At 51.6% G+C, this 12,866-nt stretch carries 8 protein-coding genes; 2 read left to right on the top strand and 6 right to left on the bottom strand.

Going from position 1 to position 12,866, the window contains the following annotated elements:
• Positions 1 to 410: 410 nt before the first annotated feature.
• The 4 genes from IEY53_RS29980 to IEY53_RS29965 form a co-directional block, all read right to left on the bottom strand.
• Positions 411 to 2,402 (bottom strand): beta-galactosidase, encoded by a 1,992-nt coding sequence (locus tag IEY53_RS29980; protein WP_189031411.1) that lies wholly within the window; start codon positions 2,400 to 2,402, stop codon positions 411 to 413.
• Positions 2,403 to 2,547: 145 nt separating this feature from the next.
• Entirely contained in the window at positions 2,548 to 3,846 is a 1,299-nt protein-coding gene (locus IEY53_RS29975; protein ID WP_373293957.1) for an ABC transporter substrate-binding protein, read from the bottom strand.
• A 64-nt stretch (positions 3,847 to 3,910) separates the two neighbouring features.
• A complete protein-coding gene (locus IEY53_RS29970; RefSeq protein ID WP_189031409.1) occupies positions 3,911 to 4,744 on the bottom strand; it encodes a carbohydrate ABC transporter permease in 834 nt (277 codons plus the stop codon).
• Entirely contained in the window at positions 4,744 to 5,625 is an 882-nt protein-coding gene (locus IEY53_RS29965; protein ID WP_189031407.1) for a carbohydrate ABC transporter permease, read from the bottom strand. The genes IEY53_RS29970 and IEY53_RS29965 overlap by 1 nt, the downstream gene beginning before the upstream one ends.
• 134 nt (positions 5,626 to 5,759) lie before the next feature.
• Here IEY53_RS29965 and IEY53_RS29960 point away from each other — a divergent pair, with 134 nt between their 5' ends.
• Entirely contained in the window at positions 5,760 to 7,580 is a 1,821-nt protein-coding gene (locus IEY53_RS29960; RefSeq protein ID WP_189031405.1) for a cache domain-containing sensor histidine kinase, read from the top strand.
• On the top strand, positions 7,577 to 9,235 hold the full coding sequence (locus IEY53_RS29955) for a response regulator transcription factor (RefSeq protein ID WP_189031404.1): 1,659 nt from the start codon (positions 7,577 to 7,579) through the stop codon (positions 9,233 to 9,235). The genes IEY53_RS29960 and IEY53_RS29955 overlap by 4 nt, the downstream gene beginning before the upstream one ends.
• Here the strand turns inward: IEY53_RS29955 and IEY53_RS29950 are convergent.
• Complete coding sequence (locus IEY53_RS29950; protein WP_189031403.1) at positions 9,224 to 10,405, bottom strand: SGNH/GDSL hydrolase family protein; 1,182 nt, start codon at positions 10,403 to 10,405, stop codon at positions 9,224 to 9,226. The two genes, IEY53_RS29955 and IEY53_RS29950, sit on opposite strands and share 12 nt — an antisense overlap.
• 129 nt (positions 10,406 to 10,534) lie before the next feature.
• Entirely contained in the window at positions 10,535 to 12,856 is a 2,322-nt protein-coding gene (yicI, locus tag IEY53_RS29945) for an alpha-xylosidase (RefSeq protein ID WP_189031402.1), read from the bottom strand.
• Positions 12,857 to 12,866: the final 10 nt, after the last annotated feature.

The following is a 12,866-nucleotide window of genomic DNA, read 5'->3' as shown; positions in this document are numbered from 1 at the left end:
CAGGCCAGAGGCAAATTGAAACATTTGTACCCTGAAATTTGATGCAGTCAAGGTACTAGTGCAGCATCAGATTAAAAACAAGAGATTTCTGAAGGCTATTTGATATGGATTAGCGTTTTTCACCAGCCTTCGACCTGTTCTAATGTATTTAGTACCTCAGAATGGTTTAAACAAGCCTCGAACATCCATCATGATGTATTTTGTACATTCAAAGGATAGCCATAAGGCACTTTTCGGCGAATACAGCAGTTCCTGCTGCACCAAATACACTGAAATCCTAAAACGAGCCTTCTTTTTCCCATCCTGATGTATAAAGTGCACTCTAGCTAGCTCCGCCTTAGGCTAACAGCGCGCCTCCCGGGAGGCACGCTTTCGAATGTTGTATACCTATATCTGGCCAGCAGCATTCCCTACATCTCCAGAACCTCTACACCATACGGCTCAAGCGTGAGCTTCCCCGAGAGGGCTTTGCCGCTCAGCAGGCTGCTGTATTCACGCGGCAGCTGAACTTGCTGCGGGATACGGTCCAGATTAAGCAGGAAGAGGAAGCTGCCGTTCTCACCTGAACGCACCGATGCCTGCACTCCATCCGGAAGACCGGCAAACCGGAACAGTTCCTGCTCCTCGGCCAGATTCGCCAGCAGCTCGGACCAGTAGCGCTCCTCCACATGTGTGCCGAAATAGTATACCTGCCCTTTCCCCCATGTATTGACCGTCACAGCAGGAATGCCGGCATAGAAGTCTTCCCCGTACCACGCCACCGGTACCGCCGTCGTTGGTGTCAGCAGATCGGACCATTGGCAGCACGCATAGCTGTTTCCTTCACCATCCACGATAGTATGCATCTCGGTGCCGATCGGATCATATTCCGCCACCTCCACCCCGGCGCAGCGGCTCAGCAGTCCAGGCAGCGGCAACATCACACAGACGTTGTTCATATTCTTCACCCCGCTGCGGTTGGTGATCAGCAGAATGCCTCCGGCAGCGGCAAAAGCATCCAGGCTGGCAGCGATTTGCTCATCCAGCAGAAAAAGATTTGGCGCAATCACTACCTTGTACCCGTCCAGCGGCTGTCTCAGATCAATCACATCACAGCCGATGCCCAGTTTGGTCAGTGCACGGTGATGCTGCTTGATATTCTCGTAATAGTCCAGATTCGCGGTCTGTGGCTGAATCTCCAGGGCCGCAAGCTGCTCAAACGAATGGAGAAGGGCTACTTCATTCTTCACTGTGGTGCCTTGCAGCTTATCGCTGACCGCGTTCACCTCCGTACACAGCTGGCTGAATTCGGCAAACCTGCGACCCGGCACGTTGCTGTGATCGATCAGCCCATGCCAGAATTGCTCCGCTCCGGTCACGGCACTTCTCCAGCGGAAATGAACTACTGTATCTGCCCCTCTGGCAATCGTCTGCCAGGCATACGCGCGGATCAGTCCCGGATACGGGGTCCGCCACATCGGCATCCAGCAGCCCGGAGTTCCGCTAAGCTGCTCCATAATCCAGAAATTCTGCCGTTTGATTCCCCGGGTCAAGTCCAGGGATAAGGCGCCGCTGTAAGGAGTCGTCTCCTGCTTGGTTGGCGAAGTATTCGGATAATAGTCAAAGGCTGCGACATCCAGATCGGCTCCGACAGAGTACATGTCCAGACGCTGCGGATAGCTGTGGAAATTATGCGTGATGAAATGCTCGGGACAGGCGGCCCGCAGAATATCAATCTGCGTCTTCTGGAACGCGGCCACCGCATCCCACTGGAACCGCTGGAAGTCGAGCAGATACGATGGGTTCTGATGACGGGAACCGCCAAACGGTACATTGAACTGGTCCCAGTCACTGTACTCTCCGCTCCATACCTCGGTTCCCCACTCCTTGTTGATCGCTTCCAGCGTACCGTATCTAACCTTGCTCCACTCGCGAAAAGCGGAATTGCACTGGCTGCAGTGACAATTCAGCAATCCGAATTCATTGTCGGTCTGCCAGCCGACCAGCGCCGGATGCCCCTTGTACTGATGAGCCAGCCGCTCAATAATGCGGCTCCCGAAATGCCGCAAAGACTCACTGTTGTAACAGCGGTGCCCGCGCACTCCGGGATGAAAGATCTGCCCGTCCGCAAAAACCGGCAGCACATCCGGATAATTGGCAGTTAGCCAGCGCGGCGGTGTAGCCGTCGGTGTGCCAAGCACAACCTGAAGGCCATACCTGTGAAACAGGTCCATGGCCCGGTCCAGCCAGGCGAACTGGAAATCCCCCTCTGCCGGCTCCAGCCGGCTCCAGGCGAATTCGCCGACACGTACAAGGCGGACTCCGGTTTCCTTCATTAATCGGATATCCGGCTCCCACATTGACTCGTCCCAATGCTCGGGATAATAATCTACACCGATTTGAACCTGCTCATAGCTCCTCATGATCCATTCCTCCCCAAACTTTTAATTTATTGACGCCTCTTCCCCTCAAAAAACGCCCCCCGCCTCATCAAAATGAGAAATCACGGGGAGCGTCTATAGATCCTTTGCCTATCCAGTTAGAGCATTCTCTCCCGGAGAGAATGTATTACTTCTTAAGCTTGTCCCAAGCGGCTTGCATGCCTTCCATCCAGCCGTTGACATCAAGCTTGTCGGCGATCAGCTGCTGGATCACACTGGCAAATTCTTGAGTAACGCCATCAGGGAATTTGGAGGACTGCAATCCGTATACTTTTTCTTCCTTCACGTAGTTCCATACATCGGAACCAAGCAGTCCGATATCTTCAGGCGTTGCTTCGATTGTGGAAAGAGCCGGAATGAACTTCCATTTTTTCACGATATATTCTTTACCCATGTCTGAAGTGACCAGCCAGTTCAAGAACACTTTAGCTTCTTCTTTTGAAGCGGACTCTTTGTTGACCACCAGGTTGGCCGGGATGCCTACTGTCATTTTGTCATTTTTGGCGGCATCTTCGTTGATTGGCATCGGGAACATGCCGATGTTCATACCAGGAGTAATGTTGTCAACCAGAGTTTGTGCCCAGTTCCCTTCCTGCATGATGGCAGTTTCACCCTTAGCGAACATAGCCAGGTGTGTATTGGCATCTGTAGTCAGCGGGTTCTTCTGGCCGTATTTCACGGTCAATTTGAGCAGGTTGCTCCAATCTTCAAAGACCTTGTTGCCTACAATGCTGCCAGTACCATCATTCAAGCCCTTGATGAATCCATCTACATCATCTTGTTGGGCAAAAGCTACGCTGATCCCCTGATTGCCCAGGAGCCACCATTCTTGATACGCGTTGCCAAAAGGAGTTACACCGATAGCCTGCAGTTTCTTGGCTGCATCTTCAAGCTCGGACAATGTTTTTGGAGTTTCGGCAATGCCAGCTTTGGTGAACAGGTCCTTGTTATATACAAACCCGATCCCTTCCAGGTTCATCGGCATACCGTAGGTTTTGCCGTCTTTAGTCATAGGCTCGGCTGCCAAAGGAATCAAATCCTTTACCCATGGCTGGTCGGACAGATCCTCCAGTTTATCTCCCCACAGGTCCATTTCCGCATATCCGCCGTTGGAGAAAATATCCGGCGCATCGCCGGAAGCGAATTTGGTCTTCAATGCCGCTGCATAGTCTGCGCCGCCGCCTACGGTTTGGATATCCAGCTTGATGTTTGGATTTTCCTTTTCAAATTCGACCTTCAGTTCATTAAGACCTTCTACAATTTCAGTTTTAAACTGAAATATTTTAACTGTTTTTACTTCTCCAGCTGCATTATTGCCAGCGCTTCCATTTTGTGCGTTATTTGCAGCATTGTTGCCGCCGCAAGCAGCCAGTGCTAATGACATAGTCATCACAGACGACAGAAGCAGTGCAGAACGTTTCTTCATCATTTCTATTATTCCCCCTAGGATTATTGTATTGCTATATTTATTTGGAACGGAGGGCCCGGTGTTAACCTTTCACCGAGCCAGCCGCTATTCCCTCTACAATGTAACGCTGCATGAACAGATAGAACACGATAATCGGAGCTATGCCGAGCACAAGTGCCGGAAGCGCCATATCCCATTGCTTGGTGTATTGACCAAAGAACGAGAAGGTGGCCAGCGGAATGGTACGCAGCTCCGGTGCCTGAAGAATCAAGGAAGGCAGCAGATAGTCGTTCCATATTCCAAGGGCGTTCAGTACGATCGTGGTCATCAGCATCGGCTTAAGCAAAGGAAGCACAATCCGGAAGAACACCGAAAACGGGTTGCAGCCATCTACCGTGGCAGCTTCTTCAATTTCCAAAGGCACCGACTTGATGAAGCCGTGGAAGAGGAAAATCGCCATGGGAACACTTATCCCCAGATTGGTAATAATCAACCCCAGGAAAGAGTTGTTTACACCAATTATATTAACGACCTTCAGAATCGGAATCATAATCGTCTGGAACGGGACCACCATAGCCGCTACGAACAAGAGCAGCAAAATCTGATTAAACCGTGTATTGGCCCGGACCATACGGTAAGCCGCCATGGCACTGAACAGAGAGATCAGAACCACACTGATGACAGTGACAATGATTGAATTCCGGAAAGCTTCAGAGAAACGGGCCAGTTTCCATGCATTGGAATAGTTCGACCACATGAATACTTCCGGCCAGCTCGCCGCATTGCCCAGAATTTCCCCGAAGGATTTCACGGAGTTTGCCAGCAGGAAATAAAATGGAGACAGGAAAAGAAGCGCCAGCAGGATCATCAACCCTTCAATCCCGATATTCCATCTGCTTTTTGACTTTGCACTCATTAAGCTTCTACCTCCTTGCTCTTCGTAATACGGACCTGAATCAGCGTAATAATGGCTACAATTACGAAGAACAGCAGCGCTTTAGCAGTACCCAGACCGTAACGGTTGTTCAGGAAGGCTTCATTATAAATGTTCATGGCCACGGACTCCGTCGATTTGAACGGCCCGCCTTTGGTCAGCGACAGATTTAGATCGAACATTTTGAAGGACCAGGAAATGGCCAGGAACAACCCTATGGTTACTGCAGGCATAATGAGCGGAACTACAATACTGCGCAGTACCTGGAACCGGGATGCACCGTCAATATCTGCGGCTTCCAGCACCTCTTTGGATACATTGCTGAGTGAAGCGATGTAGATAACCATCAAATAACCCGACGACTGCCAGACAAATACCATTACAATCGCCCAGAAGCCGGTAGTTGCATCGCCAAGCCACGGAAGATTAAAAAAGGACCAGCCTGTAACCTCGCCCATGGTGGCGAACCCTTTAATGAAGATGAACTGCCAGATAAAGCCGAGCAGCAATCCCCCGATAACATTCGGCATAAAAAAGATGGTACGGAGCATATTACGCGTTTTTAACGGCTTGGTCAGCAGATAAGCCAGGAAAAAGCCAACCACATTGGTTAGAACGACGCCGAGCACAGTAAATCTTACCGTAAACCAGAAGGATGACCAGAAGTCCGAGTCGTTTGTAAAAATACTCTTAAAATTATCAAAGCCAACCCAGCTGACATTGCCGGATACACCGTTCCAATCTGTGAATGAGTAATACATCCCCATCAAAAATGGAATAATTGTGATTAAGGTGAAGAATAAGACCGCCGGGCCAACGAAGAAAAACTGTTGACCTAACTGGGACAACTTAGAGCCGCGCATTTATTGGCCCCCCCTTTCTTTTGCTCACTTACTTGTATATGATCTAATCATATTATCTATTTTTTCACCGCCCCATCACACCTACGAAAGTGATCTTTCAGGTGTAAAATATTGATCGGATGTGACAAGTTTCGATGAAATGGAACACAATTCGCACCAAACTCATCATTTTTATCCTGGTGCCTACACTGCTCTGTATTTTGGCTACAATGTATATAAGCTATACCTACACTACCCACTCCCTAAGAACCCGGGCCGTGGATGAGAACAAAAATTTGCTGTATCAAGGCTCCAAGAATATCAGCGGCCTGATCCAGGAGATCCAACGTCTGTCTCTTATCGTCTATTCCGATTCCGATGTGTACAGGCTGCTGGAAGCCGGCTATGATGACATGACATCCAACAGCCGGATCTATTCAGCACTTAACTACATTTCCTCCTCGATGCCTGATATATCCCAGGTCTATTTGTATGGGGTCAAGGGCAGCAATGCCACGCTGCTTACCCAGAATACCCCCAAACGGTGGCAGGGCATTCCGCCCTATGCAGAGTCCAGCCTGAAGCGCGACTCTACCGTCTCCATACAAAGCACACATCTGAGTCACAGCTATGGCCTGCCTTCCCCGATCCTGCAATTTATTGTGGAGCCGGTATTCACGCTGCACAGAAGAATTGAACAAATCCCCACCACTACACCGATAGCCTATCTGTCCATTGATGTCAGAGCTACTGCACTCGCCGATATCGTCAGCCAGCTATATGTGCAGGGACAAGAGAATATTTGGCTGCTCGATAACAAGGGGGCCATGCTGTATGGCAGCTCCGACGGTGAATACGGCAAGCCGGTGGATGCGCCCTGGTACAGCAGACAGGTTGCAGGTAGCACGCCCGACCAGGGCTATTTTGAAGAGGACGGCGCCGTGTTTATCTATCAGAAAATTAAGGACGCAGGCCTTGAGTGGACGCTCGTGAAGCAGATTCCGGTGACCTACCTGTACCGCGAAGCCAAGGAAGCCGCCACGATCAATATTGTGCTCCTGGCTTTGCTGCTCGTGATGATCACAACGTTGACGGTTCTGATCTCTTTCCGCATCACAGCTCCGATCAAGCAGCTCAACCGCTACATGAGCCAGGTGCAGACCGGTAATCTCGCTATCGACATCCGTCCTTCGGGCAAAGACGAGATCGGAGTGGTGACTGAGCATTTCCGCAATATGATGGATACGATCAACAACCTCATCCTGCGTGAGTATAAGCTGGAGCTGTCCAATAAAACCAATGAGTTGCGGGCCTTGCAGGCCCAGGTCAACCCGCATTTTTTGAACAATACCCTGCAAATTATCGGTACGCTTGCCTTGGAGCTCAAGGTGCCGCAGATCTACTCCCTATTGTCTGCACTGGCCAAGATGATGCGCTACAGTATGCACAATGACGAGAAAATCGTTACCGTCCAGAGTGAGCTGGAGCATGTCAAAGCCTATATTGAACTGCAGAAGGAACGTTTTGAGAACAAGTTCACTTTCCGTTATGATATGGAAGAACCGCTTGCGAACGTGTATATGCCTAAGATGATTGTGCAGCCGATTGTCGAAAATTACTTTAAGCACGGTTTCAACCATTCCCGCAGCGACGGAGAAATAGAGATCAGCGTCACCTTGCTGAAGCCCGGGCGGATGCAGATCCTTATCCAGAACAACGGAAGAGCCATTCCCTCCTCCAAGCTGGATCTTCTGCGGCAAGAGCTGCAGCAGCCCACTGGAACTAATATAGAGCTCTCCAAAGCTTCAGAGGCCCGCCTGGACGCGCCCGGCTCCGGCATCGGACTGCCGAACGTCCTGGCACGGCTGCAGCTGGTCTGTGGAGACAACGCCACTCTCACTGTAGATAACCGTCCAAGCGGCGGTGTTACGGTCAGGCTGGAATTTGATATTATAGCGGAGCGTGAAAGCATATGAAGGCATTGATTGTGGATGATGAGGCAAGAGTACGAAAAGCGGTGCGGCTGCTTGTAGATTGGGAAGCCCATGATATAGACGACATTCTGGAAGCCGGAAGCGGCAACGAGGCCATTGAGATCATGCGTGAAGCCAAGCCGGCGCTGGTCATTATGGATATGATGATGGAATCAGGCAGCGGCATTGAGTTAATGACCTGGGTTAATGAATTTGCCGGCTCTGCCAAGTTCATCGTTGTCAGCGGGCACAATGATTTTGACTTCGTACGTCAGACAGTCCTGCACGGCGGCATTGATTATATCCTGAAGCCCATCGAGGCCGAAGCTATCAATGCGGCGGTCGCCAAAGCTGTGGCGGCCTGGCGTTCCGAGGAAGAGGACCGGAGACAACGGCAGAAGCAAAGCATCAGGCTGAATGAATTCAAACCTATTTATGGGGAAAAGCTGCTCTCTGCGCTGATTGATGACCCGCTTAATGCTGAATCCTCCATACGAAGGCTGCAAGCTGAAGGGGTGATTCCCGGGAATACGCCTACTTCACAGCTGATCCTGGTGCAGACCGACCCGGGCAACAACCCGCTTCTCAAACGTTTTGGCGGGGACAGTGAGCTGATGTATTATGCGATTGTCAATATCTGCAATGAATTTGTGCAGCCGTCCGGAAAAGGCATCGCCTTTCGTTACTGGGGAGGCCCCCCGGAGATTGCCATCCTACTGTGGGATACCCGGGAATCTGTGATTGAGCTGACCGGCCGAATGAATCAAGGCATGTTCCATACCCTGCAGTTCCGCATGCATTTCGGAATCAGCAGCATCGGCAGACTGCCCGCAGAGCTCCCGTCCCAGCGCTCCGAAGCGGCAGAGGCCCTGCTGCACCGGAACTTGTTGCGGCATGAGGATTACTGCCATTTCCCGGGATCAACCCTGCATTCCGCCGAACGCAAAGAAAAGACTGCAAGCCCGATTGGAAGCGGCTCGCGGCCCATCTTTGCCCATGTGCAGGAAGATTGGAGAATGGCTGTTATCAGCGGGAGTGCTGAAGTCATGTCTGCTGCGGCCCAGAACTGGATTGATGAGCTAAGCCGCAGCGGCGTGGTGACACCAGAAATGCTGAATACCTGGAAATCCGATGTTTTGCTTTTCCGGTCCCGTCTGGTGCGGGAGGTCCTGGGGCGGGAGGCTGAAGAGATTGTGGCCCGGCTTGAGCAGGACGACAGGCTCCATCCGGCTCCCTATGCGAACGGTTACTCCTTCTCCTTGTTTGCCTGGCGCGACTGGTCATTTGCCTTGATGTTGCGTTTGTCACAGACATTGACTGCCCAGACGGGCAAGGAACGCCATTCCATGAATGAGATCGTTAAATATATTGAACAGAATTATCCATCCGACCTTTCCTTACAGGAAGTAGCCGGCAAGTTCTATGTCAGCCGTGAATATGTCTCACGCAGATTCAAGCACGAATATGGCATTAATTTCTCCGATTACATCGTTAATATCCGGATTGAGAAGGCCAAGCTGCTGCTGGAGAATCCCCATTACAAGCTGTCCCAGATTGCCGAAATGGTTGGATTCCATGATGTGAAGTATTTCAGCAAAGTGTTCAAAAAGCAGACGGGGAGCACGCCCAAGGATTACCGGAACCAATTAAATGCCTGAACCATACCAGTTCAGAAAAGCGTCCGCAACGGCTTGTCCGGCTATGCCGTTCGGGTGCGGATCTTCCGCTCCGCTCATATATTCCGGCCGGATAAGGTGCTCATGCGGGGCAGGCATGGACAACACACTGGCTATATCGAACACCCGGTCTGTGCCTGCAGGCGGGCGGCTCAGAATTTCCCTGTTCACATAACGCCAGGCCTGTTCCTTCTCAGCCTGGAAGTTGAACGGCGGCACCGTACCCAGAAGGATGCTGACCTCCGGGTTCGCTTCCTTGAGGGCAACGATGATCGCCGCCAGATCCCTGAGAAGCTCATCTGCCGTTCGGTTCCCGATATCCAGATCATTTACACCAAGGACAATCAGCACTTCGTCGCCTTGTTTGGCCTTCTTCAGCCACGATCCGCCCGCCGCCACGTCATACGCCCGGCCCCAGCCCGATCCGATATTCCAGAGCCCGTATTCCTTTCCCAGCCCCTCTGCAATCCTAGCGGCCCAATACTCATACCCATCCTTTGCGGTCCGCACTCCCTGGGTAATGGAATCCCCCAGGAACACCAGTCTGCGGGCACCCTTCTTCCTGTATCCGATATAAGAGGGCAATACCAGCAGATTGTCCGAACCGGCAAAACCCTCAGCCGATTCGCGATCCGCCAGATCACCCGGTGCGTCATAGGCGGTAACCAACATCCCTTCTACGTTAAAGGGATAGGATTTCCCCGGATGTTGTGTACGAATGGTCCAGGTGAAGGCCAGATAATGACCCTCTGCCAGATCAAGCTCTGCCTCATCGCTCCAGAAGGTTTCGCCCGGTGTTACCGCTTTGGACGATTCCCCGTCAAAAGTAACGGCGACCTGTGTCCCTGGGATCACTTGACCCTGAGGCTCCTGTCCGCCATCGGCGACATAAGCCGCTTCAATAACCCAGTCACCCCCGGGTTCACTGCCCTTCGCTTCCACGCCTTGATCCCAGGTGGAGTCTACATTGTTGCTGTGCCACAGTCTCAGATTCAACACACCGGTCTCTCTCAGCCGGATGTAGGTTCTGAAGGTGTGGGTAAAGGGCTTTTCCTTGTTCATTATATAATTGGCTGCGGACGACAGCACCGTTGCAGAGGAATAGTCCTTCTGATTCAATATAACGTTGTCCTGGTCCATAGGGTTGCTCATGCTTCGTTCTCCTTTATGTGATCTTGTGTAGACAATCCTATTATACCGGCAAAAAAACCTCCCGGCTGACATGAAGCCTACTGCACTTCAATGACTTGCCGAGAGGTTTATTCAATTAGTGCCGCATGTTTATTTCAAGGTAAGGGTAAACGATACCGATGGGGAACCGGCATCCACCTTCACGGTAGTCTCATCCACCTGTGCAGCACCGTTGACGGAAGCAATAGCTCCCAGATCCTTCAGAGCCAGCGTGAATGCTTTGCCGCTGCCTTCTGCAGTTACCGATACAGTGTTGCCTTTACGCTCAGCCTTCACAGTCAGTTCCACAGCACCAGTCATATCACGAACCGTTGCAGTTGCAGAAGTGCCGTCTGCCAGCGAGTACAGGCCGAATTTGGCGCCGTCGGCAAAATCATAATCCGGACGATTGTCCACACTGCCGAGGGCCAGCAAGGAATTCTCGCGGACGTAGAGCGGCAAGCTGAAGAAATCATGTGTTTCTTTGCGCCATGCTCCGCCTTGTACAGTTTCGCCGCTAAGCAGATGTGTCCAGCGCCCAGCCGGCAGGTAATATTTCACGTCGCCATTCTCCTGGAAGATTGGAGCCACAAGCAGGGAATCTCCCAGCATATACTGGCGGTCCAGCACTTCACAAGTCGGATCTTCCGGGAATTCCATAACCATGGCCCGCATCGAAGCCCAGCCATGTTCCGCTGCCTGTCCGGCTACATCGTACAGGTACGGCATCAGGCTGCATTTGAGCTTGGTGAAGAAACGGGTAACATCCACTGCTTCATCGTCATACGCCCAAGGCACCCGGTACGAGCTGCTTCCGTGCAGACGGCTATGGCTGGAGAGCAAGCCAAAAGCCAGCCAGCGTTTGAAGACATGCGCCGGAGCGGTATTCTCGAAGCCGCCGATATCATGGCTCCAGAATCCGAAGCCGGACAAGCCCAGTGACAACCCGCCGCGCAGGCTCTCAGCCATCGACTCATAATCTGCGTAGCAGTCGCCGCCCCAGTGAACCGGGAACTGTTGTCCGCCGGCCGTTGCCGAACGCGCGAAGACAGCCGCTTCATTTTTGCCAAGCTTCTCTTCCAGCACTTCAAAGACTACCTTGTTGTACAGTTGTGTGTAGTAGTTATGCATCTTCTGCGGATCGGAGCCGTCAAAATAAACAACATCCGTAGGAATACGCTCGCCGAAGTCCGTCTTGAAGCTGTCTACGCCCATATCTACCAGATCCCGCAGATACCCGGCATACCATTCGCAAGCTGCAGGGTTCGTGAAGTCCACAATCCCCATGCCTGCCTGCCACAGGTCGGTTTGATAGACATCGCCGTTTGGTTTTTTGATCAGATAGCCATTTTTCCGGCCTTCTTCAAACAGCGGCGAACGTTGTCCAATATAAGAGTTGATCCATACGCAGATTTTCAGCCCTTTTTCCTTCAGGCGTTTCAGCATACCCTGCGGGTCCGGGAATACGCGTTCATCCCACTGGAAATCCGTCCATTGGTATTCACGCATCCAGAAGCAGTCGAAATGGAATACATGCAGCGGCAGATCACGTTCTGCCATGCCGTCTACGAAAGAGTTCACAGTCGCTTCATCATAGTCGGTTGTAAACGAAGTAGTCAGCCACAGGCCAAAGGTCCAGGCCGGCGGCAGCGCAGGTTTGCCGGTGAGGGAGGTGTATTTGCTGATAACCTCTTTAATGGTCGGACCTTCGATGACGAAATATTCCAGGCTTTCGCCGGCTACGCTGAACTGGGCTTTCTTCACTTTTTCCGAAGCGATTTCATATGACACCAGCTCAGGATGGTTTACGAATACACCATACCCTTTGCTTGTAACATAGAAAGGAATGTTCTTATAGGCCTGCTCGGAGCTTGTGCCGCCGTCTTTATTCCAGATGTCCACCACTTGTCCATTTTTTACAAAAGCCGTGAAGCGCTCGCCTAGTCCGTAGACGAATTCACCCACGCCGATATCCAGCTCTTCACGCATGAACGTATTGCCGTCCTGATCCGTGATATAAGCCATCGATTTATAACCGCTGCCGGTAATCCGCTCATTGCCGCGGTAGAAGTCCACTGCCCACTGCTCACCCTTGCGGATAACAACACGAAGTCCGCCGCTGATCAGTGCAGTCTCCTGCTCGTTCTCTTCAATCTTCACATGGTCTCCGGTGCCTTTGGTCAATTCAAAAACCGGACCCCGTTCCTGTACGCCCTCATGATGAATAATCTTGATCCCTACCACACCCGGAAGCGGGGAATGGAATTTCACGGTGAGCAGCGTAGAGTTGAGTGTTGCTGCCCGCCCTGTAATTGGAGTAGTCTGCGTTATCGCTGTCAAACCTTCAGTGGTTTGTTCTACTGCATAGTTTTGCACAGCACCGTTGATTGAGATCCCGTCGCGAACCAGCCAAAGACCGTCTGTAAATTTCATTTGTGTACTT

The sequence above is a fragment of the Paenibacillus albidus genome (assembly GCF_014644435.1).
GTDB lineage: Bacteria > Bacillota > Bacilli > Paenibacillales > Paenibacillaceae > Paenibacillus_AQ > Paenibacillus_AQ albidus.
Note: the sequence above shows the minus strand (reverse complement) of the source record. Positions and strands in the feature narration are given on the sequence as shown.